20 protein-coding genes are annotated in these 24062 nt (G+C 73.9%); 10 read left to right on the forward strand and 10 right to left on the reverse strand.

The window, feature by feature from the left end; translation table 11 throughout:
* Nucleotides 1–99 precede the first annotated feature (99 nt).
* Nucleotides 100–720, forward strand: coding sequence for a hypothetical protein (locus tag JOL79_RS04440; RefSeq protein WP_210154362.1), 621 nt, complete (start codon nucleotides 100–102; stop codon nucleotides 718–720).
* A 110-nt stretch (nucleotides 721–830) separates the two neighbouring features.
* Here JOL79_RS04440 and JOL79_RS04445 read toward each other — a convergent pair whose 3' ends face one another.
* Complete coding sequence (locus JOL79_RS04445; RefSeq protein WP_210154363.1) at nucleotides 831–1622, reverse strand: IclR family transcriptional regulator; 792 nt, start codon at nucleotides 1620–1622, stop codon at nucleotides 831–833.
* Between the two features lie 104 nt (nucleotides 1623–1726).
* Between JOL79_RS04445 and betA the strand changes: the two genes are divergently transcribed.
* The 7 genes from betA (at nucleotide 1727) to JOL79_RS04480 (ending at nucleotide 12537) form a co-directional block, all read left to right on the forward strand.
* Nucleotides 1727–3364 carry a choline dehydrogenase gene (betA, locus tag JOL79_RS04450; RefSeq protein WP_210154364.1) on the forward strand — a complete coding sequence of 546 codons (1638 nt, stop codon included), beginning with the start codon at nucleotides 1727–1729 and terminating at the stop codon, nucleotides 3362–3364.
* Between the two features lie 19 nt (nucleotides 3365–3383).
* Nucleotides 3384–4832, forward strand: a complete 1449-nt coding sequence (locus tag JOL79_RS04455) for an aldehyde dehydrogenase family protein (RefSeq protein ID WP_230984287.1) — start codon at nucleotides 3384–3386, stop codon at nucleotides 4830–4832.
* A 183-nt stretch (nucleotides 4833–5015) separates the two neighbouring features.
* Nucleotides 5016–7433, forward strand: coding sequence for a GcvT family protein (locus JOL79_RS04460; protein ID WP_210154366.1), 2418 nt, complete (start codon nucleotides 5016–5018; stop codon nucleotides 7431–7433).
* A 52-nt stretch (nucleotides 7434–7485) separates the two neighbouring features.
* The gene (locus tag JOL79_RS04465) at nucleotides 7486–8700 is read left to right on the forward strand and encodes a sarcosine oxidase subunit beta family protein (RefSeq protein WP_210154367.1); all 1215 of its coding nucleotides are present in this window, start codon (nucleotides 7486–7488) and stop codon (nucleotides 8698–8700) included.
* Nucleotides 8701–8781: 81 nt separating this feature from the next.
* Nucleotides 8782–9051: a sarcosine oxidase subunit delta gene (locus JOL79_RS04470; RefSeq protein ID WP_210154368.1), complete on the forward strand. Its 270-nt coding sequence runs from the start codon at nucleotides 8782–8784 to the stop codon at nucleotides 9049–9051.
* Entirely contained in the window at nucleotides 9048–11990 is a 2943-nt protein-coding gene (locus JOL79_RS04475) for a 2Fe-2S iron-sulfur cluster-binding protein (protein WP_210154369.1), read from the forward strand. Before JOL79_RS04470 ends, JOL79_RS04475 begins: the two co-directional genes overlap by 4 nt.
* On the forward strand, nucleotides 11983–12537 hold the full coding sequence (locus JOL79_RS04480; protein WP_210154370.1) for a sarcosine oxidase subunit gamma: 555 nt from the start codon (nucleotides 11983–11985) through the stop codon (nucleotides 12535–12537). The genes JOL79_RS04475 and JOL79_RS04480 overlap by 8 nt, the downstream gene beginning before the upstream one ends.
* Here the strand turns inward: JOL79_RS04480 and JOL79_RS04485 are convergent.
* The 9 genes from JOL79_RS04485 to JOL79_RS04525 all read right to left on the reverse strand — a co-directional run bounded on the left by JOL79_RS04485 (nucleotide 12492) and on the right by JOL79_RS04525 (nucleotide 22217).
* Complete coding sequence (locus JOL79_RS04485) at nucleotides 12492–13511, reverse strand: UDP-glucuronic acid decarboxylase family protein (protein ID WP_210154371.1); 1020 nt, start codon at nucleotides 13509–13511, stop codon at nucleotides 12492–12494. The genes JOL79_RS04480 and JOL79_RS04485 overlap by 46 nt on opposite strands.
* Nucleotides 13508–14533: a glycosyltransferase family 9 protein gene (locus JOL79_RS04490; protein WP_307848306.1), complete on the reverse strand. Its 1026-nt coding sequence runs from the start codon at nucleotides 14531–14533 to the stop codon at nucleotides 13508–13510. Before JOL79_RS04490 ends, JOL79_RS04485 begins: the two co-directional genes overlap by 4 nt.
* Complete coding sequence (locus JOL79_RS04495) at nucleotides 14503–15189, reverse strand: SDR family oxidoreductase (RefSeq protein ID WP_372446724.1); 687 nt, start codon at nucleotides 15187–15189, stop codon at nucleotides 14503–14505. The genes JOL79_RS04490 and JOL79_RS04495 overlap by 31 nt, the downstream gene beginning before the upstream one ends.
* 95 nt (nucleotides 15190–15284) lie before the next feature.
* Complete coding sequence (locus tag JOL79_RS04500; protein WP_210154373.1) at nucleotides 15285–16739, reverse strand: PfkB family carbohydrate kinase; 1455 nt, start codon at nucleotides 16737–16739, stop codon at nucleotides 15285–15287.
* Nucleotides 16736–17287, reverse strand: coding sequence for a D-sedoheptulose-7-phosphate isomerase (locus tag JOL79_RS04505; RefSeq protein WP_210154374.1), 552 nt, complete (start codon nucleotides 17285–17287; stop codon nucleotides 16736–16738). Before JOL79_RS04505 ends, JOL79_RS04500 begins: the two co-directional genes overlap by 4 nt.
* A gap of 1 nt (nucleotide 17288) precedes the next feature.
* The gene (locus tag JOL79_RS04510; protein WP_210154375.1) at nucleotides 17289–18500 is read right to left on the reverse strand and encodes a glycosyltransferase; all 1212 of its coding nucleotides are present in this window, start codon (nucleotides 18498–18500) and stop codon (nucleotides 17289–17291) included.
* Nucleotides 18497–19528: a glycosyltransferase family 9 protein gene (locus JOL79_RS04515; protein WP_210154376.1), complete on the reverse strand. Its 1032-nt coding sequence runs from the start codon at nucleotides 19526–19528 to the stop codon at nucleotides 18497–18499. The genes JOL79_RS04510 and JOL79_RS04515 overlap by 4 nt, the downstream gene beginning before the upstream one ends.
* Nucleotides 19525–20580 (reverse strand): glycosyltransferase family 2 protein, encoded by a 1056-nt coding sequence (locus JOL79_RS04520; RefSeq protein WP_210154377.1) that lies wholly within the window; start codon nucleotides 20578–20580, stop codon nucleotides 19525–19527. Before JOL79_RS04520 ends, JOL79_RS04515 begins: the two co-directional genes overlap by 4 nt.
* Nucleotides 20577–22217: a carbamoyltransferase family protein gene (locus tag JOL79_RS04525; RefSeq protein ID WP_210154378.1), complete on the reverse strand. Its 1641-nt coding sequence runs from the start codon at nucleotides 22215–22217 to the stop codon at nucleotides 20577–20579. Before JOL79_RS04525 ends, JOL79_RS04520 begins: the two co-directional genes overlap by 4 nt.
* Nucleotides 22218–22399: 182 nt before the next feature.
* On the opposite strand from JOL79_RS04525, the gene JOL79_RS04530 reads away from it, so the two are divergent.
* Entirely contained in the window at nucleotides 22400–23065 is a 666-nt protein-coding gene (locus JOL79_RS04530; RefSeq protein WP_210154379.1) for a D-glycero-alpha-D-manno-heptose-1,7-bisphosphate 7-phosphatase, read from the forward strand.
* Nucleotides 23066–23086: 21 nt separating this feature from the next.
* Complete coding sequence (locus tag JOL79_RS04535) at nucleotides 23087–24034, forward strand: glycosyltransferase (RefSeq protein ID WP_210154380.1); 948 nt, start codon at nucleotides 23087–23089, stop codon at nucleotides 24032–24034.
* Nucleotides 24035–24062 lie beyond the last annotated feature (28 nt).

A 24062-nucleotide genomic window follows, 5' to 3' on the forward strand; every position in this document is an offset into this window, starting at 1 on the left:
AAAGCGTGATCGAAACGGGTAAAGTGAATCACGTTCTAACAAGGGGGCGGAAGGCTCAATTTTCGACTTCCGCCGCAACTGGGCCGAGGAGGTCGCCGCGTGGGAGTCGTTCCGCGGTACGCGGCAGCGGGGCTGTTGCTCGGCGCGCTGAGCGGCACGCTCGCCTACCCCGGCGGCGACTGGCCCAATGCGGCCCTGGTCGCCTCGTCGTTCTTCTTCAGGTTCGCGTACTTCCTGGTGGTGGTCGCGGCCGGGCGGCCGGCGCCGACCGTCGCGCGGGCGGCGGTCCACGGGCTCATCGTCACGGCCGCCGCGGTCGCCGGCGACGTCACGGTCTCCGCGCTCCGGGGCACGCCCAACGCGCTGGTGTCCGGCCTCTTCAGCCCGCTGAACGCCTGGGTGCTGGTCGCGCCCGCGGCGGGGGCCGTGCTCGCCTGTCTCACCCGGCGCCGGGACGTGGCGGGGGACCTGTCCGGCGCCCTGCTGCTCCAGGCACAGCTCGTGCCCGCCGTGACGGCGCTCGTTACCGGCCAGGACGGCGAGTGCTGCACCGGCGTGGAGTGGGGGCACCCCTGGCAGGACTGGGCGGGCCTCGCCCTGTCACTCGTGCTCGCACTGGTCCTCAGACCCGCCTGGCCGGCCCGGCTGCGGACGGTCCTCGCCGCGGCGGCCCTGACGGCGGCCCTCGTCTGGACGGCCTGCCTGACCGGCTGGCTGTGATCGACCGGCTGTGATCGGCTGGCCGTGTCGGCTGGTCCCGAGTGGCTCACCCGACCGGCTCACCCTGACCGGCCGGCTCTGGCCTCGGGAAGCCGGCGACGCCCTGCGGCTCAGCCCGCGTAGCCGAGGTGGCGGCTGATGTCGTCGGCGCCCGCGATCAGCATGGGCGCGAGCTCACGCATGCGGTCCTCGCTGAACCGGTACGCCGGGCCGGAGGCGCTGACGGCCGCCACGACCTCGCCCTCGTACGACCGGATGGGCGCGGCGATGGCGTTCAGCCCGATCTCGTACTCCTCCACGGTGACCGCGTACCCCAGGCGGCGGGCCTCGTCGAGTTGTTCACGCAGGACGTCCCCGGACGTGACGGTGTGGGGGGTGTACGACCGCAGGCCGGCCTCGGAGATGAGCCGGTCACGGTGCCGCTCGTCGAGGTGGGCGAGCAGGACCTTGCCGCTGGAGGTGGCGTGCAGGGGCGTGAGCTGGCCCACCCAGTTGTGCGCGGTCACCGCGGACGGCCCGCGCACCTGGTCGAGGTTGACGGCGTAGTGCGACCGGACGACGGCGAGGTTGACGGTCTCGCCGATCTCCCCGGCCAGCCTGCGGCAGACGGGACGGCCCTGCTGGGTGAGGTCGAGCCGCGCCGCGACGCCGCCGGCCAGGCGAATGATCCCGAAGCTGAGCCGGTATTTGCCGCGCTCCTCGGCCTGCTCGACGAGGCCCCGTGTCTCCAGCGCGCCGAGCAGCCGGAACGCGGTCGACTTGTGCACCCCGAGCTCCAGGGCGATCTCGCTGACGCCCGCCTCGCCCTGCCGCGACAGGATTTCCAGAATTGTGACGGCTCGATCCACGGACTGGACGCCACCGGTCGTCTCCGAGCGCGTGCTCGCGGATTCGTCATCCATAACCGGGTCCATAACGGGACTGTACCCGGGACCGGCGGCGGCCGGGCGTTGCGGATGCTGCACTCTATTGCGCATAGCAATATCATCCTGCCCGGGAGGCAGACATGTACGACTTTGTGATAGTCGGTGGGGGTTCGGCGGGCAGTGCCCTGGCGAACCGGCTGTCCGCCGACCCGTCCAACCGGGTGCTCGTGCTGGAGGCGGGACGGCCCGACTATCTCTGGGACGTCTTCATCCACATGCCCGCGGCGCTGACCTTCCCCATCGGCAGCCGCTTCTATGACTGGAAATACGAGTCCGAGCCCGAGCCGCACATGAACGGCCGCCGGATCTACCACGCCCGGGGCAAGGTGCTGGGCGGGTCGAGCAGCATCAACGGGATGATCTTCCAGCGTGGCAACCCGCTCGACTACGAGCGCTGGGGCGCCGATCCGGGCATGGAGACCTGGGACTTCGCCCACTGCCTGCCCTATTTCAAGCGCATGGAGAACTGCCTGGCCGCCGCTCCCGGCGACGCGATGCGCGGGCACGACGGCCCGCTGGTCCTTGAGCGCGGGCCGGCGACCAATCCGCTCTTCGGGGCCTTCTTCGAGGCCGTGCAGCAGGCCGGTTACCCCCTGACCGACGACGTGAACGGCGTGCGGCAGGAGGGCTTCGCGCCCTTCGACCGCAACGTCCGGCGGGGCCGCCGGCTGTCGGCCGCCCGCGCGTACCTCCACCCGGTCATGAACCGGCCCAATCTGGAGGTGAAGACCCGGGCCTTCGTCACCAAGATCCTGTTCGAGGGCACCCGGGCCGTGGGCGTCGAGTACAACGGCACGACGGTCCGGGCCGGCGAGGTCATCCTCTGCGGCGGCGCCATCAACTCCCCACAGCTGCTGCAACTGTCCGGCGTCGGCGACGCGGCCGCGCTCAAGGCGCTCGGCGTGGACGTGGTCCACGACCTGCCCGGCGTCGGCGAGAACCTCCAGGACCACCTGGAGGTCTACATCCAGTACGCCTGCGAGAAGCCGGTGTCGCTGCAGCCCGCGATGAAGTGGCGCAACCGGCCGTGGGTCGGCGCGCAGTGGCTGTTCCTGCGCAAGGGCCCCGGGGCGACCAACCACTTCGAGGCCGGCGGGTTCGTCCGGGGCAACGACGACGTCGACTACCCCAACCTGATGTTCCACTTCCTGCCCGTGGCCGTACGGTACGACGGCAGCTCGCCGGCCGGCGGGCACGGCTACCAGGTGCACATCGGCCCCATGTACTCCGACGCCCGCGGCTCCGTGAAGATCAAGAGCACGGATCCGCGGGAGAAGCCGGCCCTGCGGTTCAACTACCTGTCCACCGAGCAGGACCGGCGCGAGTGGGTCGAGGCCGTCCGGGTGGCCAGGAACATCCTCAACCAGCCCGCGATGGCCGAGTTCAACGGCGGGGAGCTGTCCCCCGGGCCGGGCGTGGAGACCGACGAGGAGATCCTCGACTGGGTGGCCAGGGACGGCGAGACCGCGCTGCACCCCTCCTGCACGGCCCGCATGGGCGTCGACGGCATGTCGGTCGTCGACCCGCTCACCATGCGGGTGCACGGGCTGGACGGCCTGCGGGTCGTGGACGCCTCCGTCATGCCGTACGTCACGAACGGCAACATCTACGCCCCGGTCATGATGGTCGCCGAGAAGGCGGCCGACCTGATCCTGGGCAACACTCCGCTGCCCGCCGAGCACGTGGAGTTCTACCGGCACCGGAAGACCGGCGAGTGAGGGCGGGCACGTGAAGGACCTGTACATCGACGGCCGGTGGGACGAACCGGCCGAGGGCGGCACCCGCGACCTCGTCTCGCCCGCGGACGGCTCGGTCGTCGCGACCGTCTCCGAGGCGACCCGGGCCGACACGGAACGGGCGATCGCGGCGGCCCGCCGGGCGTTCGACGAGGGGCCGTGGCCGCGCACCCCCGAGGTGGAGCGCGGCGCCCTGCTGCTGCGCCTCGCCGCCCTGCTGGAGCGCGACCGCAAGGAGATCGCCGTCGCGGAGTCGACCGACACCGGCAAGCGGCTGGTCGAGAGCGAGTACGACGTCGACGACGTCGTGCGGTGCTTCCGCTACTTCGGCGGGATCGCGGGCACGGACGCGGGCCGGGTGGTCGACACCGGCCGCGCCGACGTGATCAGCCGGATCGTGTACGAGCCGGTCGGCGTCTGCGGGCTCATCACGCCGTGGAACTACCCGCTGCTGCAGGCGTCGTGGAAGGTGGCGCCCGCACTGGTCGCGGGCAACACGTTCGTGCTGAAGCCGAGCGAGCTCACCCCGTCGACCTCCATCCTGCTGATGCGCCTGCTGGAGGAGGCCGGGCTGCCGCCCGGCGTGGCCAACCTGGTGCTGGGCGCGGGCCCCGAAGCGGGCGCGCCGCTGGCCGAGCACCCGGACGTCGACCTGGTGTCGTTCACCGGCGGCCTGTCCACCGGACGGTGGATCATGGCCGCGGCGGCGGGGACCGTGAAGCGGGTCGCGCTGGAGCTCGGCGGCAAGAACCCCAACATCGTCTTCGCCGACGCCGACGTGGAGGCCGCCGTCGACCACGCGCTCACGGCCGTCTTCCTCCACTCCGGTCAGGTCTGCTCGGCCGGCGCCCGCCTCCTCGTCGAGGACTCCCTGCACGACGCGTTCGTGGGCGAGGTCGTACGGCGGGCCGGGCGGATCAGGCTCGGCGGCCCGTTCGACCCGGAGGCCGACTCCGGCCCGCTCATCTCGGCCGGCCACCTGGCCAAGATCGAGGAGTACGTGGCCGCGGGCGTCGCGGAGGGCGCCGTGCTCCGCTGCGGCGGCGAGCGGCTGCCCGGCCCCGGCAACTTCTATCCGCCGACGGTCCTCGACGAGTGCCGCCCGGACATGCGGGTGGTCCGGGAGGAGTCGTTCGGGCCCGTGCTGACCGTGGAGCGCTTCGACGACGAGGACGAGGCCGTGCGGCTGGCCAACGACACCCACTACGGCCTGGCGGGCGCGGTGTGGACCCGCGACGCGGGCCGGGCCCAGCGGGTGGCCGGGCGGCTGCGGCACGGCACGGTCTGGATCAACGACTACCACCCGTACGTGCCGCAGGCCGAGTGGGGCGGTTTCAAGCAGTCCGGCGTGGGCCGGGAGCTCGGCCCGACCGGCCTGAACGAGTACCGCGAGATCAAGCACGTCTGGCAGAACATCGACCCGAAGCCGCAGCACTGGTTCCGCCCCTGACCGCGTGCGCGAGCGTGCGCGAGCGTCCGGAAACAGCCAGGAAATATCCGGGAGCGTCCTCACCGAGGACGCTCCCGGCTTTCTGTGTTGACAGGCCCGGTTTGTTGACAGGCCCGGGGCATACGGGGGACATTGTTGCGGAAAGCGCATGTCGTTTCGGAATGCGCAACGACGGAGGTGTGTATGGCAGGCCCGCGCGTCGTCATCATCGGAGCCGGCGTCGTCGGGGCGGCCCTCGCCGACGAGCTGTCGGCCATGGGATGGGACCGCGTCACCGTCGTCGACCAGGGCCCGGTGCCCGCGACGGGCGGCTCGTCCTCCCACGCGCCGGGCCTCGTGTTCCAGACGAATTCGTCCAAGACGATGACCGAGATGGCCCGCTACACCGTCGAGAAGCTGACCGCGCTCGGCTGCTTCCTCCAGGTGGGGGGCCTTGAGGTGGCCACCACGCCGGAGCGGCTCGCCGAGCTGCGCCGCCGCCACGGCTGGGCCGTCGCCTGGGGCCTCGACGCCCGCCTGCTCACCCCCGCCGAGTGCGTCGAGCGCCACTCGCTACTGAACGCCGACCGCGTGCTCGGCGGCCTCTACGTGCCCACCGACGGCCTGGCCGCGGCCGTGCGCGCCGTCGAGGTGCAGCTCGCCGCGGCGCGGGAGCGGGGCGTCCGGGTGCTCGAACGGCACGAGGTGCTGGACGTCCGCGTCGAGGACGGCCGGGTCACCGGCGTGGTCACCTCCGGCGGCGACCTCCCGGCCGACGTCGTGGTCTGCTGCGCGGGCATCTGGGGCCCGCGGGTCGCCCGGATGGCCGGCATGGAGCTCCCGCTCACCCCGCTCGCCCACCAGCTCGCCTGGACGGGTCCGGTGCCCGAGCTGCGCGGGCAGGAGCAGGAGGCGGTCCGGCCCATCCTGCGGCACCAGGACGGCGACCTCTACTACCGGGAGCGGTTCGACCGGCTCGGCGTCGGCTACTACGGCCACCGGCCGCTGCCGATCGACGCCGACGAGATCGCCTCCGTCGACGCCGCCGAGGTCATGCCGTCTGTCCTGCGGTTCACCGAGGACGACTTCGCCCCCGCGTGGGCCGACACCCTCTCGCTGCTGCCCGGCACGCGGGAGACGAAGGTCGAGGAGGGCATCAACGGGCTCTTCTCGTTCACGCCGGACAACATGCCGCTGCTGGGCGAGTCGGCCGAGGTCAAGGGCTTCTGGGTGGCCGAGGCCGTCTGGGTGACCCACTCCGCGGGCGTGGGCCGGGCCGTGGCCGAATGGCTCGCCCGGGGCCACTGCTCGTCGTTCGACCTGCACGAGTGCGACGTCAACCGGTTCGAGCGGCACCAGCTCGCCCCCGAGTACGTGCTCGCCCGTGACTGCCAGAACTACGTCGAGGTCTACGACATCATCCACCCGCTGGAGCCCCCGGCGAACCTGCGCCCGCTGCGCACCAGCCCCTTCCACGCCCGGCAGCGCGAGCTGGGGGCGTACTTCCTGGAGGCGTCCGGCTGGGAGCGCCCGCAGTGGTATGAGGCGAACGCGCGCCTGCTCGACGGCCACGACATCCCCGACCCCGGCGACTGGGCGTCGCGGCACTGGTCGCCGATCGTGGCGGCCGAGGCGCGGGCCTCCCGCGAGACGGTCGCGATGTACGACATGACCGCGCTGAAGCGCATCGAGGTCGCGGGGCCGGGCGCGACCGCCCTGCTGCAACGCCTGTCCACCGGCGACGTGGACCGGCCGGTCGGCTCGGTGACGTACTGCCTGCTCCTCGACGAGGACGGCGGCATCCGCAGCGACATCACCGTCGCCAGGCTGGGCCGCGACCACTATCAGGTCGGCGCCAACGGCAACCTCGACCTCGACTGGTTCCACCGGCACAATCCAGGCGACACGTTCATCCGCGACATCACCGCCGGCACCTGCTGCATCGGGCTGTGGGGGCCGCGCGCCCGCGAGGTCGTCGCGCCGCTCGCCGGGCCCGCCTTCGGCCCCGGCGGCTTCCGCTACTTCCGCGCCGCCCGGGGTTACGTCGGCTCGGTGCCGGTGACCGCGATGCGGCTGTCGTACATCGGCGAGCTGGGCTGGGAGCTCTACACCACCGCCGACATGGGCGCCAAGCTGTGGGACACCCTCTGGGAGGCCGGGCAGCCGCACGGGATCATCGCGGGCGGCCGGGGCGCGTTCAACAGCCTGCGGCTGGAGAAGGGCTACCGGTCCTTCGGCACCGACATGACCTACGAACACGACCCGTACGAGGCCGGCCTGGGCTTCGCCGTCAAGGAGGGCAAGGGCGACTTCGTCGGCCGCGCCGCCCTGCTCGAACGGCGCGCGGACGTGCGGCGGCGCCTGACCTGCCTGACCGTCGACGGCCCCGAGGCGGTCGTCATGGGCAAGGAGCCGGTCTACGACGGCGACCGCTGCGTCGGCTACGTCACCAGCGCCGCCTACGGCTACACCGTCGGCAGAGGCATCGCCTACGCCTGGCTCCCGGCCGCCCTCGCGGCCCCCGGGCGGACCGTCCACATCGGCTACTTCGACCGCCGGATCCCGGCCGTCGTCACCGCGGAACCGCTCGTCGATCCGGCGATGGAACGCCTCCGCGGCTGACGCCCTCTCTGGAAAGTCCTCACGCACCCGCTCTCCCCCGGAGTCTGAACGAATGCGCGACGTCCCGCCGCAGCCCGACCGGCTGTGGAGCAGTCCCGACCCCGAGCGGTCGTACGACGTGGTGATCGTGGGAGGCGGCGGCCACGGCCTGGCCACCGCCTACTACCTGGCGAAGAACCACGGCATCACGAACGTCGCCGTGCTGGAGCGGGGCTGGCTGGCCGGCGGCAACATGGCCCGCAACACCACGATCATCCGCTCCAACTACCTGTGGGACGAGAGCGCGGGCATCTACGAGCACGCGCTCAAGCTGTGGGAGGGGCTGGAGGACGACCTCGGCTACCCGCTGCTGTTCAGCCAGCGCGGCGTGCTCAACCTCGCCCACAGCCTGCAGGACGTGCGCGAGGGCGTGCGCCGGGTGCACGCCAACCGGCTGAACGGCGTGGACGCCGAGTGGCTGGGCCCGGAGGAGGTCGCGCGGGTCTGCCCGATCGTGAACGTCTCGCCCGGCGTCCGCCACCCGGTGCTCGGCGCGACCTACCAGCCGAGGGCGGGCATCGCCAAGCACGACTACGTGGCCTGGGGCTACGCGCGCGCCGCCGCCGCGATGGGCGTCCACCTCATCGAGAACTGCGAGGTCACCGGCGTCGAGGTGAGCGGCGGCCGGGCCGTGGCCGTGCACACCAGGCGGGGCCGGATCGCGGCGGGCAGAGTCGCCCTCGCCGCCGCCGGGCACTCGTCGGTCGTCGCGGCCACGGCGGGCGTGCGGCTGCCGCTGCAGACCCACCCGTTGCAGGCCCTCGTCTCCGAGCTGCTCGAACCCGTCCACCCGACGGTCGTCATGTCCAACGCCGTGCACGTCTACGTCAGCCAGGCCCACAAGGGCGAGCTGGTCATGGGCGCGGGCATCGACGCGTACAACTCCTACCGGCAGCGGGGCGCGTTCCACATCATCGAGCGGCAGATGTCGGCCGCGCTGGAGCTCTTCCCCGTGTTCGCCCGGGCCCACGTCCTGCGGACCTGGGCCGGCATCGTCGACGTCAGCCCCGACGCGTCGCCGATCGTCGGGCTCACCCCCGTCGAGGAGCTGTACGTCAACTGCGGCTGGGGCACCGGCGGCTTCAAGGCCACGCCGGGGGTGGGCTGGTGCTACGCGCACACCGTGGCCACCGGCGAGCCGCACCCGCTGAACGCCCCCTTCTCCCTCGACCGCTTCACGACCGGCGCGCTCGTGGACGAGCACGGCGCCGCCGCCGTCGCCCACTGAAGACGCGCACCACTCAAGACCTGCACCACTCAAGACCTGCACCACTCAAGACCTGCACCGACGACCAGGAGCCGACCCCCGATGCTGTTGATCCCCTGTCCGTGGTGCGGGCCGCGCGACGAGGCCGAATTCCACTACGGCGGGCAGGCGCACGTCGCCTACCCGGACGACCCGGCCGCGCTGTCCGACGAGGAGTGGGCGCGTTATCTCTTCTTCCGGGACAACCCGAAGGGGCGCTTCGCGGAGCGGTGGAGCCACGCGGCGGGCTGCCGCAGGTGGTTCACGCTCACCCGCGACACCTCCACCAACACGTTCACCAACACGTCCGCCGCTCCGGAGGTGACGGCATGACCTCGCGCCGGCGCGACGGCCACCCCGCTCACGCGGGCGAGGCCCTGAGATTCCGCTACGACGGCCGCGACTACGAGGGGCGGGCGGGCGACACGCTGGCCGCCGCCCTGCTGGCCAACGGCGTGCGCGTGGTGACCCGCAGCGCCGGGCTGGACCGGCCGCGCGGCGTCTACGCGGCGTGGACCGAGGAGCCCAACGCGCTCGTCCAGATCGAGAAGCCGTTCCCCGAACCGATGCTGCAGGCCACGACGGTCGAGCTGTACGACGGGCTGGTCGCGACCGGGCTGCGGGGCAGGGGCCGGCTGGCCGACCGGCCCGACCCGGCGCGCTACGACGCGTGCCACGCCCACTGCGACGTGCTGGTGGTCGGCGCGGGCCCGGCCGGTCTCGCCGCCGCCTCCGCCGCCGCGGCCTCGGGCGCCCGGGTGATCCTCGCCGACGACCGGCCGGCGGCCGGGGGCAGCCTGCCGGACACCGGGGAGACGGTCGACGGGGTGCCCGGCGCGCGCTGGGCGGCGGGCGTCCTCGCCGAGCTGGCGGAGCGGCCGGAGGCCAGGGTGCTGACCTGCACCAGCGTGTTCGGCCACTACGACGACAACTACCTCGTCGCGGTCGAACGGCGCGGCGAGGCGGCGGCCTCACGGGAGAGGATCTGGCGCATCAGGGCGCGGCGCGTGGTGCTCGCCACCGGCGCGCACGAGCGGCCGATCGCGTTCGCCGGCAACGACCTGCCCGGCGTCATGCTCGCCGGGGCCGCCCGCGCCTACGCCAACCGCTACGGCGTGCTCGCGGGCCGCCGGGCCGTGGTCTTCACGGCCAACGACAGCGCGTACGAGGCCGCCCGTGACCTGGCCGCGGCCGGGATCGAGATCGCGGCCGTCATCGACGCGCGGACGACCGTCCCTGCCCGGCTCGAGCCTGGCGCCTTCCCCGGGCACGTATTCGCGGGCCCCGTTCTCCCCGGGCACGTGGTCACCGGCGTCGGGGCGGGCCCGGACGGGTCGGTCGCCTCGGTGACCGTGTCAGCGTTCTCGGGGTCAGGGCTCTCGGGATCAGGGCTCTCGGGCGAACGGGAGATCGAGGCCGATCTGCTGCTGGTGTCGGGCGGCTGGAACCCCGTCGTCCACCTGTTCAGCCAGTCGGGCGGCGCGCTGCGCTTCGACGACGGGCTGGGCGCCTTCCTTCCCGGCGTGAGTGTCCAGCCGGTGGAGGCGGTGGGCGCGGCGCGGGGCGTCTTCACCCTGGCCGGATGTCTGGAGGACGGCGCCGCCGCCGGGGCGCGGGCGGCCGAGGCCGCCGGCTTCCCCGCGCCGCAACGTCCCGTCCCCACCGTCATCCCCGCCACCGTCGCCGCCGGTCGGACCGCCGCGACCCCACCTGTAACCCCACCCGCGACCCCGTCAGCGACACCGTCAGCGACACTGTCAGCGACCCCTCCCGCGACACCGCCGATGGCACTGTGGCTGGTGCCCGCCGACGACTACGGCACCCACTTCGTCGACCTGCAGCGCGAGGTCACCGTGGCCGACGTCATGCGGGCGACCGGCTCCGGGCTGCGCTCCGTCGAGCACGTCAAGCGCTACACGACGGCGGGCACGGCCCACGACCAGGGGAAGCTCTCCGGCGTCCTGACCAGCGCGATCGTCGCGCACGCCACCGGGGTGGAGATCGGCGACCTCGGCACCACCACGTTCCGGGCGCCGTACGTGCCGGTGAGCTTCGCGGCGCTGGCCGGGCGCGACCGCGGCGCGCTGCACGACCCCGTCCGGGTCACCTCCCTGCACTCCTGGCACGTGGCGCACGGCGCGCTGTTCGAGAACGTCGGCCAGTGGAAGCGGCCCTGGTACTACCCGCGGCCGGGCGAGGACATGGACACCGCGGTGCTCCGCGAGTGCGCCGCCGTACGGGACGGCGCGGGCGCGATGGACGCCTCCACCCTCGGCAAGATCGACGTGCAGGGGCCGGACGCGGGCGAGTTCCTCGACCGGCTCTACACCAACATGATGAGCACCCTGAAGGTCGGCGCCGTCCGGTACGGCGTGATGTGCCGGGCCGACGGCATGGTCTTCGACGACGGCACCGTGATGCGGCTGGCCGACGACCGGTTCCTCGCCACCACCACGACCGGCAACGCCGCGGCCGTGCTCGACTGGATGGAGGAGTGGCTGCAGACCGAATGGCCCTCGCTGCGGGTGAGCCTCACCTCGGTCACCGAGCACTGGGCGACCGTCGCCCTCGCCGGGCCGCGCTCCCGGGAGGTGCTCGCCGGCCTCGCGCCGGGCCTGGCCGTCGACGCGGCGAGCTTCCCGTTCATGACCTGGCGGGACGCCGAGGTCGCGGGCCTGGCCGCCCGGGTGTGCCGGATCAGCTTCTCCGGCGAGCTGGCGTACGAGATCAACGTGACCGCCTGGGACGGCCTCGCCCTCTGGGAGGCGGTCATGGGCACCGGCGCGGTCACGCCGTACGGCACCGAGACGATGCACGTGCTGCGGGCCGAGAAGGGCTACCCGATCATCGGTCAGGACACCGACGGCACGGTCACCCCGGCCGACCTGGGCATGGACTGGATCGTGTCGAAGAAGAAGGCCGACTTCGTGGGCAGGCGGTCGTTCTCCCGGCCCGACACCTCCCGGCCCGACCGCAAGCACCTGGTCGGCCTGCTGCCCGACGACCCCGGTCTGCGGCTCCCCGAGGGCGCCCAGATCGTGGCGGTCTCGCCGCTGCCTGAGCCGCCGGTACGGGCGCTCGGGCACGTCACCTCCAGCTACCGCAGCGCCGCGCTCGGCCGCACGTTCGCCCTGGCGCTGGTCGCCGGCGGACGCGACCGGATCGGCGAACGGCTGTACGTGCCGCTCGGGCCGCCCGGCGACGATCCCGTGCCGGTGACCGTTACCGGTCCCGTCCTCTACGACCCCGAGGGAGCCCGCCGCGATGGCTGAGCGCGTGAGCCCGCTGGCCGGCTTCGAGCCGGTGTCCGCCGAGGGCCTCCGCATCGCGGAGGTGCCGTTCCTCACCCAGGTGAACCTGCGGGCCGATCCGGAGAGCCCGGCGGCCGCCGCGCTGGGCGACGCCCTCGGCGTCCCCCTGCCGGCCGAGCCCGGCACGTGGGCGCGCGGCGACGCCGACGTGCTGTGGCTGGGTCCGGACGAGTGGCTGGTGGTCGGCCCGCCCGGCGGCGCCGCCGAGCTGGAGAGCCGGCTGCGCAAGGCCGCCGGCGAAGCTCGGGTGGGGGTGACCGACGTGTCCGCCCAGCGCACCACCGTGCTGGTCGGCGGGTCCCGGTCGCGCGACCTGCTGGCCCACGGGTGCGCCCTCGACCTGCACCCGCGGATGTTCGGGCCGGGCCGGTGCGCGCAGACCTCTCTGGCGCGGGCGCAGGTCGTGCTGGCCGCCCGGGAGGGCGGCGAGTTCGCCGTGCTGGTCCGCTCGTCGTTCGCGGCCTACCTGTGGGCCTGGCTCCTCGACGCCGCGGCCGAATATCTCTGACCCGGGGACGAGTGCGCGAGAGCCGAGCGGGGCGAGCCGAGTTCCTCCTCGAACCACTCGATCGTGCGCCTCAGCCCGCTGACCGGGTCGACGCGGGGCCGCCAGCCCAGCAGCGACTCCGCGAGCGAGGTGTCCGGCCGTCGTACGGCGGGGTCGTCCACCGGCCGCTCGACGAACCGGATCGGCGAGGACGACCCCGTGAGGTCGCGGATGGTCCCGGCCAGCTCGGCCATGGACATCTCGACCGGGTTGCCGATGTTGACCGGACCCGTGACGTCGCTGCCGGCCAGCGCGAGGACGCCGTCGACCGTGTCGTCGACGTAGCAGATGGACCGCGTCTGGCTGCCGTCGCCGGTGACCGTGATCGGTTCGCCCAGCAGGGCCTGCCGGATGAAGGTGGGAATCGCCCGGCCGTCGTGTGGCCGCATCCGGGGGCCGTACGTGTTGAAGATCCGCACGATGCCGGTGCCGGCCCCCCGGGACACGCGATAGGCCGTGGTCAGCGATTCGGCGAAGCGTTTGGCCTCGTCGTACACGCTGCGCGGGCCGACCGGATTGACGTTGCCCCAGTAGGTCTCCTTCTGCGGGTGTTCGAGGGGATCTCCGTACACCTCACTCGTCGAGGCCAGGACGAACCGGGCGCCCTTCTCGGTGGCGAGCCCGAGCGCGTGGAGGGTGCCGATGGCGCCCACCTTCAGCGTCTCGATCGGGTGGCGCAGGAAGTCGGCCGGTGAGGCGGCCGAGGCGAAGTGGAGCACGAGGTCGACCGTCCCGCTCACGTGCACGAACTCGGTCAGGTCGCACTCCACGAGCCGGAACGCCGGCCGCCCGATCAGGTGCTCCACGTTGCGCGGCGACCCGGTCAGGAAGTTGTCCATGCAGACGACGGCCGCGCCGCGCCGCAGCAGACGTTCGCACAGGTAGGAGCCGATGAACCCGGCGCCACCGGTCACCACGACTCTGGTTCCCTTCATCGCACCCCCACCTCCAGTAACGACCACGCCGCGTCCAGCACCTCGGGCACGCCGATCTCCAGCAGTCCCGGATCGGGCCGGTCGGCGTGCGGGTCTCCCGTCCGCCCCGCCCACAGCGCCCGGTGCGGGCCGCCTTCCGGCGGGCCCCAGCGGGCGGGCGGCACCGGCCCGCAGAGGACCACCGAGGGCGTGCCCACGGCCGTGGCCAGATGGGACATGCCGGTGTCCCCGCACACCACCAGGGCCGCGTGCCGGGTCAGCGCCGCGACCCCGGGCAGGTCGGTGTGCCCGGCGAGCACGGCGTCCTCCGGCAGCCCGGCCGCCGCGGCCACGTGGCGGGCGAGAGCCGTCTCCGTCACCCCGCCCGTGATCACCACCCGGTGTCCCGCGCGGGTCAGCTCCGCCGCCACCCGGGCGAACCGTTCGGGCGGCCACTGCCGCGCCCGGGCGGAGGCTCCCGGGTGGACCAGCACCTCTCCGCCCCCGAGGGGGCTGGCGCCGGTCTCACCCAGCTCCAGGTCGCCCGGGTCGGCCGGGATCCCGTACCACTCCAGCATCGCGCACCATCGCGACACCTCATGCGCCTCGGGGCGCCAGGTCGGCCCCTCGACGCCGGGGACGCCGGGGTGGGCGTGGCTGAGGACGCGGCCGGGGCGGGTCCGGCGGAGCGCCATGAGGCTCTCGGGGCCGCTGCCGTGCAGGTTGACCGCCACGTCCGGCGTCTCGAAGGGCACCGGCCCGGGGCCGGACACGTCCACCAGCTCGTCGATCCCGCCGATGAGCGGCAGCAGGCCGCCCAGGTACGCCGGGGTGGCCAGGACGAGCCGGTGATTCGGATGTGCCCGCCGCAGCGCGCGCAGCGCGGGGACGGCGGTGAGCAGATCGCCGAGCCGGAGCCCGCGCAGGACGAGCAGCGCGGGACGTTCACCGGTCATCTCACGGGTCGTCTCACGGGTCATCTCACGATTCATCTCACCGGTCATCTCACCGGTCACGGCCACGACGTTTCCGCCGACGCGCACACCACGAGCTCCCTGACCTCGCAACCGCGGGGCTGGCGGAGGGCGAACAGGATCGTCGCGGCGACGTCCTCCGGCTGGTTGAGCTGGGCGTCCGGGCCGGGCTTGTACTGCTCGTCGCGGTCGTCGAAGAACCCGGTCCGCATGCCGCCGGGGATCAGCAACGTCACGCCCACGTCTCCCGCGAGCTCGGCCGCGAGCGCCCGGGTGAACCCGACCACCCCGAACTTGGCCGCGCAGTACGCCGTGGCGTCGCTCACCGCCTTGATGCCGAGCGTCGAGGCGACCGTGACGACCGTGCCCCCGGAACGGCGCAGGTAGGGCAGGGCCGCCCGGACCACCGCGGCGGTGCCCATCAGGTTGACCCGGATCACCCGTTCCCAGGCGTCCGCCGGCACGTCCTCCAGCCGCCCGCAGGAGTCGATCCCGGCCGCCGTCACGACCCCGTCGAGCCCTCCGGCCCGGTCGGCCAGCTCCCGTACGGCCCGCTCGGCCTGCTCCCGGTCCGACAGGTCGGCCCGCACGTGGTCGACGCCCGCCTCCGGCTCGCCGAGGTCGATCACCAGCGGCCGGCCGCCGTCCTTGGCCACGGCGGCGGCCGTGGCCCGTCCGAGACCGGACGCGCCTCCCGTGATCAGAATGTTTCCCGTCATCGTCACGTCCCTTCCGTCAGTCATGTACGCGCTCATGCACACGGCCGGTCATGTACGCGGTCATGTACGCGGCCGGTCACGCACGCCTGGTCATGCACGTGTCATGACGCCGCCTGGACGGCGGCGATCAGGCCGGTCGTTGAGTAGCCGGCGACGGTGGGCAGGATGACGACCTCGCCCCCGGCCCGCCGCACGGCGTCGGCCTCCGGCATGGACCACTCGCTGTAGTCGCCACCCTTCACCCACACGTCGGGACGCAGCCGCGCGATCACCTCCGAGGGGGTGTCCGCCCCGAAGATCAACACCGCGTCCACGCAGTCGAGCGCCCGCAGCACCTCGCTCCGGTCGTGCTCGGCCACCACCGGACGTCTCGGTCCCTTCAGCCGCCTGACCGACTCGTCGGAGTTGAGGCAGACGACGAGCGCGTCGCCGAGCGCCCGCGCCCGGCGCAGCAGACTGACATGTCCGGCGTGCAGCAGGTCGAAGCAGCCGCCGGTCGCGATGAGCCTTCCCCCCGCAGCCCGCACCGCGTCCGCCACGTCGAACGCCGACGCGCCGGGCGGCAACGCCGCCGACAACGCGGCTGAGGACGCCACTGGGAGGGCCGCCGAGGACACCGCCGAGGACGCCGCTGGGGACGGTCCGGCCGCCGGTTCGGACAGCCGCAGCCCCGCGGCGCCGCCGTCCGCGACGAAACGGCCGGCCGCCTCGACCGCACGCGCCACCGCGTCCTCCACCGGTTCGCCGCGGCCGAGCGCCACAGCGGCCTCGGCGGCGAACCGGTCGCCCGCGCCGCAGGCGTCCGCGCCACCCGAGACAGCGCCACCCGCCACCTCGACGGCCGGGATCCGCGACGAGCGGGCCGCCCGGCGGGCCAGCACCGTCCCGCGCTCGCCGAGGGTGACCGCGACGGCGGCCGCCTCCAGGTCGCGCACCAGGCGCTCCGCCGCCCGGCCCGGCGTGCCGTACGCCCCGGCGCACAGCGCGCGGGCCTCCGCCTCGCTGGGGGTGACCAGGGCGCAGCCGGGAACGGGCGGCGATCCGCGGGGATGGGGATCCCACACGACGGGCACGTCCCGGCGGCGCAGGAGCGCGGTGAGCAGGTCGCGGTGCAGATCGGCGACGCCGCGGCCGTAGTCGGCGACGAGGACGGCTCCGGCCGAGCGCAGGGCGGCGACCGCCCGGTCCCGGGAGAGGCCGCCGAACGCGGGCCTCCCGTCTCCGGTGTCGACGCGCACCAGCGTCTGCCCACGCGCGCGCACCCGCGTCTTGCGGGCCGTCGTGCCGTGCAGCGGCATCCGCACGATCTCAGCCGACGACGCGAGCAGCCGGTCGAGCGCGCGGCCGGACGGGTCGTCACCGAGCGCGGTGATCAGGACGACCTCGGCGCCGTCACGCGCGGCCAGCAGCGCGGCGAGGCCCGCTCCCCCCGGCCGGCACCGCTCGGCGTGGACGTCCACGACCGGCGCGGGGGCGTCCGGGCAGAGCCGGTCGGCGTCGCCCTCCACGTCGACGTCCAGCAGGCTGTCTCCGATGACGACGAGCGGTCCGGTCACGAGCACGCCTTCTCGATCACATCGCACAGCATGTGGATCACGGTGAGGTGCACCTCCTGGATGGTCGCGGTGTCCCCTGCGGGCACCGCGAGGGCGTCGTCGCACAGGTCGGCGAGCGGATTCGGCGCGGGCCCGGTCAGCGCCCAGGTGGTGAGGCCACACCGGCGGGCCGCACCGGCGGCCTCCGTGACGTTACGGCTGGTCCCGCTGGTGGACAGGCAGATGAGCACGTCTCCCGGCCGGCCGTGCGCACGGACCTGCCGCGCGTATAACTCGTCCATGCCGAAGTCGTTGGCGATCGCCGTCAGCGACGAGGTGTCGGCGTGCAGCGGGATCGCCGCGTACGGCCGCCGGTCGGCGCGGTATCTGCCGACCAGCTCGGCGGTCAGGTGCTGGGCCTCGGCGGCCGAGCCGCCGTTCCCGCAGGCCAGCAGGCGGCCCCCGCCGTTCAGCACGGCCGCCAGTTTGAAGCCCCAGGCGTAGATCTTCGATGTCTCCGGATCGACCGCCGTCAGGGCGGTGCTCAGCCGGGCCAGATGTGGATGCATGTCAGCCTCCCGCCGTGGTGAGGCGGCCGAGGCGCCCGCCGACCAGCTCCCGATAGACGGACTCGGTCCGCTCGGCCACCCTGGGCCAGCCGTACCGGGCGCGGGCGCGCCGCACCCCGGCGGTGGACAGGGCGCCGCGCAGCTCCGGCCGGGCGAGCAGGTCGCACAGGACCGGCGACAGGGCGGCCGGCCGGCGCGGCGGCACGAGGACCCCGCACCCGGCCACGGTGTCGAGATGGCCGCCCACCGCGGAGGCGACCACGGGCACGCCGCACGCCAGCGCCTCCAGCGGCACCATCCCGAACGGCTCGTACCAGGGCACGCTCACCAGCACGTCGGCGGACCTCATCAGCGCGGGCACCTCATCGCGGCCGACACTGCCGATGAGACGAACCCGGTCGCCCACCCCCAGCTCGCGCGCGAGGGCCCGCAGCCGCGCCACCTCCTCGTCCCGGGGGTCGTCCGGATCGCCGCCCGCGATCACCAGTTCCGCTCCCGGCACCGCCGGCATCGCGCGCACGACGGTGTCGACGCCCTTCCTGGGCACGATCCGGCTGACGGTGAGCACCCGGAAGCGCCCGCTCCGCGGCGCGACCGGGCCGTCCGGGCGGAACAGGCCGAGATCCACCCCGCAGGGCACCACGACGACCCGTCCGGCAGGCACGCCCATGGCGGCCAGCTCGCTCACCTCGTCGCGGCAGGTCGCGATGACGGCCAGGGCACGACGGCCGATGTCCCGCTCGGCCTGCAGGCGCCGGGGCGGGCTCGTGTCGGCGTCTCCCTGCCAGCGCCGCTTCACCGTGCCGAGGGCGTGGAACGTCTGCACGACCGGGATGCCGAGGTCCTCGGCGGCGGTCAGCGAGACCAGCCCGCTCATCCAGAAGTGCGCGTGGACGACGTCCGGCCGCTCCGCCGACCAGCGCCGCGCGAGGCACTCGGCGAACTCCGGCAGGTAGGGCAGGAGCTCGTCTTTGGGAACCGGTGCGGCCGGGCCGGCGGGCACGTGTTCCACGGTGACTCCCGGCTCCCCCAGCGCGAGCGGCACCACGTCCGGCTGCCCGGGGCCGGTTCTGCGGGTGTGGACCGTGACCTCGTGACCGCGCCGCGCCAGGGCCACGGCGAGGGCGGCCACGTGGACGTTCTGCCCGCCCGCGTCGACGCCGCCCAGCGCCGCCAGCGGGCTGGCGTGCTCCGATACCAAGGCGATCCTCATGCGACCCTCTCTTTCCCGGCGGCGAGGCGGCGGACCGCCTCGACGACCTGTGCCCCACGTACGGAGGAGAGGCAGGGGTGCCCTGCGACGGGACAGACTCGGGCCCGGGTTCCGCGACAGGGGGCGTGCTGGTCGCCGAGCAGCACGGACGGCACCCCGTAGGGGGCCCATCGGGCGGCTGGGACGACCGGGGCGAACAGCGATACGACGGGCGTGCCGACGGCGGCGGCGAGGTGGGCGGGCCCGGTGTTGGCCGCGACGACGACGGACGCGCCGGCCAGCACGGCCGCCAGCTCCGCGAAGGTCGTCTGGCCGCCGAGGTCGAGCGCCTTCGGCCCGCCGACCGTCGCGGTGAGGTCGCGCTCGCCGAGGCCGCCGGTGACCACCACCCGCTCCCCCGCCTCGATGAGCTCCTCGACCGCCTCGATCCAGCGCTCCGGCGGCCAGGCGCGGGCGGGCGCGGTCGTGCCCGGATGCACCACGACGTAGCCGGGCGGCCCGGTGAGATGGTCCACCTCGGGCAGCGGCCTCCGTACGGCGAGGCGGCCGGGGTCGCCCGGCGGCAGCTCGAAGCCCGCCGCGCGCGCGAGGCCGAGCATCCGTTCCGCTTCCGGCACGTCCAGGTCCTCGTCCACCATGTGCCGCACGTCGAGCAGCGAACCCGGATAGTCGGCGCTGATCGCCGCGATCGACGGCACACCCGCCAGCCGCAGCAGCAGCGCCATCGGCAGCGCCGACTGGTGGAACGACGTGAGGATCAGGGCCGCCTCCGGCTCGATCCGGCCGACCCGCTCGATCAGCTCCGACGCGTGCGGACCGGTCATCGGCACCCGCTCGGGGTCGATCCACGGCGTGCGCCACTCCAGCACCCGGTCGACGCCGGGCAGCAACTCGGCCGCGGCGCGGCCGTTCGGGCCGGCGAGCAGCACCACCTCGGCCGCCCGCGCCGCCACGGCGCGGACCGCGGGGCCCGCCAGCAGGACGTCGCCCGCGTTGTCCGGCCGCACCACAAGCACGGTTCCCGTCACCCGTGACCCCCCGTCCGCGCCGACAGCTCCCCCCGCAGCCGGTGCGCGCACGCGACCGGCGGAATGACCACGCTTGTCACGATCATGCGCAGGACCTCCTCGGGCGTCCGAGGCCCCGGCGCGATCCTGGCCCAGGCGAACTCAGCGGTCAGGCCGAGCCAGGCAAGCCCCGCCAGCCCCGCAAGCCCCGCAAGCCCCGCAAGCCCCGCGGTCCCGCCGAAAGGGGGACGGCCAGGAGCGGCCCCGCCACAGATGGGCCTGCCGCGAGCGACGGCGGTCCCGGCGAGTGCCAACGCGAGCAGACCGGCGGCCGTCGTCGCCGCGTGCCGCCGCAGCCGCCCCGGCGCGCCGCCGGCGAGCAGGCGCCAGCCGGGGCCGTGCAGGCGCCGCATGAGCGCGTCGTCCGCGTTGCCGCGTTGAAACCGCACGCTGGCCCAGAAGCCGTCGCGCCGCACCGGATGCCGGGTCAGCCGCTCCCCCTTGACCAGCGCGAATCCGGAGCGCTCCACCCGCAGCGCCAGGTCGCAGTCTTCCCGGTAGGCGCGGGGGAAGCGCTCGTCGAAGCCGTGGGCCGCCTCCAGGGCCGACCTCCGGTACGCCATGTCCGCGGTGATCCACCGGGCGTCGGCGAGCCCCGCCGTGTTGCGCTCGGCGTCGGTGGGGCGGCGGCCCTTCGGCGGCGGCACCTCCAGCCTGCCCTGGCTGCCGCCCACGTCCTCGGGCAGGCCGGCCAGGTCGCGGGCGAGGGCCTCGGCCCAGCCCGGTCCGGGGACGACGTCGTCGTCGACGAACACCACCCACGGCGTCGCCGCCGCCCGCCAGCCGATGTTGCGGGCCGCCGCCGGGCCCCGCCCGCCCGAGCGGAGCACCCGTACGCCGTCGGGCACGTCGAGCGGGCGAGCGGCGCGGTCGCGGGGGCCCGGCTCGGGCCGGTCGTCGACCACCACGACCTCCAGGCCAGGGCCGATGGCCGCGAGCGTCTCCGCCAGGCTGGCCCGGCCGATCGTCGGGATCACGACGGTGACCGCCGGCCCAGCCGTCCGCGGGGTCATCCGGCGAACACCGCCCCCCGGCGCACGACGTGCGAGCCGAGCACCAGCACGTCCACCGGAGCGGAGCCGAAGCACTCGAGGGCGTCGCGCGGGTCGTCCACCATCGGCCGCCCGGCGGTGTTGAGGCTCGTGTTGACGAGCACCGGCAGCCCGGTCCGCGCCTCGAACTCCTCAAGCAGCCGCGCGAGCAGCGGATCACGCCCCCGGTCGACGGTCTGGATCCTGGCCGTGCCGTCCACGTGCACGACGGCGGGAAGGCGGTCGAGCCACTCGGGCCGCACGTCGTGCACGAACAGCATGTACGGGCTGACCGCCGGTCCCCTGCCGAAGATCTGGCCGGCGCGGTCGGCCAGCACCATGGGGGCGACGGGCCGGAACTGCTCGCGGCCCTTCACGTCGTTCAGGCGCTCGGTGTTGCGCGGCCGGCCCGGGTGGGCGAGCAGCGAACGCCGCCCGAGCGCCCGGGGGCCGTATTCGGCGCGTCCCTGGAACCAGGCCACGATCCGGTCGGCGGCCAGCTCGGCGGCGACGGCCGCGGCCACGTCGGCGGGCCGCTCGTACGGCACGCGGGCCACGTCGAGCCAGGCACCGATCTCCTCGTCGGTCCAGCTCCGGCCGAGGTCGGCGCCGGGCATGGGGGCGACCGGGTCGCCGAAGGCCCGCGCGAGGTGGAGCGCGCCGCCGAGCGCCGTGCCCGAGTCGCCCGCGGCGGGCTGCACCCAGACGTCCTCGAACGGCCCCTCGGCCAGCAGCCTGGTGTTGGCCACGCAGTTCAGCGCCACGCCTCCGGCCATGGTGAGATGGCGGGCGCCTGTCCTGTCGTGCAGCCAGCGCGCCAGCTCCAGCAGCACCTCCTCCAGGCGGGTCTGCACGCTCGCCGCCAGGTCGGCGTGGTCGGCCGTCCAGCGGTCGCCCTTGGCGAGGGGCTTGGCGTAGGCGCTCCAGTCGATCGGCTCGACCCGGAAACCGCCGTCTCCGCTCGTCTGGACGAGCTCGCGGAACTCCCGGAGGAAACGCGGCTCGCCGTACGAGGCCATGGCCATGACCTTGTACTCGTCGCTCGACCGGAGGAAACCGAGGTGCTGGGTGAGGTCTTCGTACATGAGACCGAGGGAGTGCGGCAGCTCCTGGCTCGCCAGGACCGTCAGCTCGCCGTCGCGGTAGTGACCGGCGAGGTGGGAGACCGCCTCTCCCCGGCCGTCGCAGACCAGCACGGCCGACTCCCGGTACGGCGCGGCCAGCCCGGCGGAGGCCGCGTGCGCGATGTGGTGGGGGACGAACCGCACCTGGGCGGGGTCCAGGCCGGGAAGCGCCGTGGCGAGGAAGTGGGGGGCCCGGTGGGCGTAGGTGGTGCGCAGGTCTTCCCAGCGGTCGTCCAGCCCGCCCTGCCCGGGACGGACCAGCCGGGGATCATAGGAGTAGGCGACGCCGTCGAGATCCTCGGGCCGCAGGCCCGCGTGTTCGAGGCACCAGGCGGCGGCCAGTTCGGGCAGTTCCCAGGCGCTGAACGGGACCGGGCGCTTGCCGTGCTTGCGTCGGCTGAAGCGCTCCTCCTCGGCTGCCGCGATCACGTCGCCGTCCATGACCAGCGCCGCCGCTGGATCATGAAATATCGCGTTTATTCCCAGGATTCGCACCGGTTCACCTCCGTTGCACGGTGGATGTCTGGTTACCGGGAGAAGCGCTTCCAAACACCGTTTTGCGGAGAAGTCGACGGGAGCGGAGCGGGTCTCAACCATCGAATCGCCGGGCCGTTTCGGCCTGGTTTGCGGTCATGTCCGCCGGGTAGCCAGGGAAACGATTCACGCAGGAGGACGCATTGTTCCGCCATTCCCGCCGTACCGCGGCCGTACTTTTCGACCGCGACGGAACGCTGATTCGCGACGTGCCGTACAACGACGATCCGGAGCGGGTGGAGCCGGTGCCGGGGGCGCGGCGGGCGCTCGACCGGCTGCGCCGCGCGGGGCTGCCGATCGGGGTGGTGAGCAACCAGTCCGGCGTCGCCCGGGGGCTCATCCGCCCCGACGCGCTCGACCGGGTGAACGCCCGGGTGGAGGAACTGCTCGGCCCCTTCGACGTGTGGGCGGTGTGTCCCCACGACGACGCCGACGGGTGCGGCTGCCGCAAGCCGGCCCCCGGCCTGGTGCTGCGCGCGGCGCGCGTCCTCGGTGTCAGCCCGGAGGACTGCGTGGTGATCGGCGACATCGGCCGCGACGTCGCGGCGGCCGAGGCCGCGGGCGCCCGGGGCATCCTGGTGCCCACGCCGGTGACGCTGCCGGCGGAGGTGGCCGCGGCGCGGGAGGTCGCCGCGGACCTGGCCGCCGCCGTGAGTTCGGCCATCGCGGGGATCTCACCGCCCGGCGACCACGTGGAACGTGTCGGGGTGGAGCAGGACGAGGCGGAGAGGAACCGGGCGGAACGGGGCAGGACGGAGAGAGACCGGGCGGAGCGGGACGAGGCGGAGCGGAGTGCCGAGGCGTCATGAGGGACGGGGAGTGATGATCCGATGAAGATCCTGGTCTGGCACGTCCACGGCTCCTGGACCACCTCGTTCGTCCAGGGCAGGCACGACTACGTGGTGCCGCTGACCCCCGATCGCGGCCCGGACGGCCGCGGCCGCGCCCGCACCTACCCCTGGCCGGACACCGTGCGCGAGGTGCCCTTCGACCGGCTGCGGGAGGAGGACGTCGACGTCGTGGTCTACCAGCGGCCGCACGAGATCGACCTCGCCCGCGAGTGGCTCGGCCGCACGCCGCCGGGCGTCTACGTCGAGCACAACACCCCCGCGGGCGACGTGCCCAAGACCCGGCACCCGCTGGCCGGGCGCTCGGACATCCCGCTCGTCCACGTCACGCACTTCAACGACCTGTTCTGGGACAGCGGGCGGGCCCCCACCCACGTGATCGAGCACGGCGTCGTCGACCCCGGCCATCTCTACACCGGCGAACTGCCCCACGCCGCCGTCGTCGTCAACGAGCCCGTACGGCGCTGGCGGGTCTCGGGGACCGACCTGCTGCCGGCCTTCGCCGTCGCCACCCCTCTCGACGTGTTCGGCATGCGGGTCACCACCCTGCCGGCGACGCTCGGCCTCAGCGGCCGGATGACGGCCTTCGAGGACCTGCCGCAGGCACAGATGCACGAGCGGCTCGCCGCGCGGCGCGTCTACCTGCATCCCTACCGCTGGACCTCGCTCGGGCTCGCGCTCATCGAGGCCATGATGATCGGCATGCCCGTCGTGGGCCTGGCGACCACCGAGGCCATCGAGGCGGTGCCGCAGGAGGCCGGCGTGGTGTCCACGAAGGTGCCCACCCTGGTCCACGCCCTACGGGCGTTCGCCGCGGAGCCCGAGCGCGCCGCCCAGGCGGGCAAGGCCGCCCGCCAGGCCGCCCTGGCCCGGTATGGCATCGCCCGCTTCCTCACCGACTGGGACGAGGTGCTCACCCAGATCGCCTGATCCGGCGCCGGGAGCCCGCTCCGGCGGG

The sequence above is a fragment of the Microbispora oryzae genome, from assembly GCF_017896165.1.
GTDB classification, from domain to species: domain Bacteria; phylum Actinomycetota; class Actinomycetes; order Streptosporangiales; family Streptosporangiaceae; genus Microbispora; species Microbispora oryzae.

Bases quoted from the DNA above. Each gene is read 5' to 3' on its own strand.
- JOL79_RS04445 (WP_210154363.1), bottom strand. From the start codon at position 1,622: ATGGATGACGAATCCGCGAGCACGCGCTCGGAGACGACCGGTGGCGTC.
- betA (WP_210154364.1), top strand. From the start codon at position 1,727: ATGTACGACTTTGTGATAGTCGGTGGGGGTTCGGCGGGCAGTGCCCTG.
- JOL79_RS04460 (WP_210154366.1), top strand. From the start codon at position 5,016: ATGGCAGGCCCGCGCGTCGTCATCATCGGAGCCGGCGTCGTCGGGGCG.
- JOL79_RS04465 (WP_210154367.1), top strand. From the start codon at position 7,486: ATGCGCGACGTCCCGCCGCAGCCCGACCGGCTGTGGAGCAGTCCCGAC.
- JOL79_RS04470 (WP_210154368.1), top strand. From the start codon at position 8,782: ATGCTGTTGATCCCCTGTCCGTGGTGCGGGCCGCGCGACGAGGCCGAA.
- JOL79_RS04475 (WP_210154369.1), top strand. From the start codon at position 9,048: ATGACCTCGCGCCGGCGCGACGGCCACCCCGCTCACGCGGGCGAGGCC.
- JOL79_RS04480 (WP_210154370.1), top strand. From the start codon at position 11,983: ATGGCTGAGCGCGTGAGCCCGCTGGCCGGCTTCGAGCCGGTGTCCGCC.
- JOL79_RS04485 (WP_210154371.1), bottom strand. From the start codon at position 13,511: ATGAAGGGAACCAGAGTCGTGGTGACCGGTGGCGCCGGGTTCATCGGC.
- JOL79_RS04505 (WP_210154374.1), bottom strand. From the start codon at position 17,287: ATGCATCCACATCTGGCCCGGCTGAGCACCGCCCTGACGGCGGTCGAT.
- JOL79_RS04510 (WP_210154375.1), bottom strand. From the start codon at position 18,500: ATGAGGATCGCCTTGGTATCGGAGCACGCCAGCCCGCTGGCGGCGCTG.
- JOL79_RS04520 (WP_210154377.1), bottom strand. From the start codon at position 20,580: ATGACCCCGCGGACGGCTGGGCCGGCGGTCACCGTCGTGATCCCGACG.
- JOL79_RS04535 (WP_210154380.1), top strand. From the start codon at position 23,087: ATGAAGATCCTGGTCTGGCACGTCCACGGCTCCTGGACCACCTCGTTC.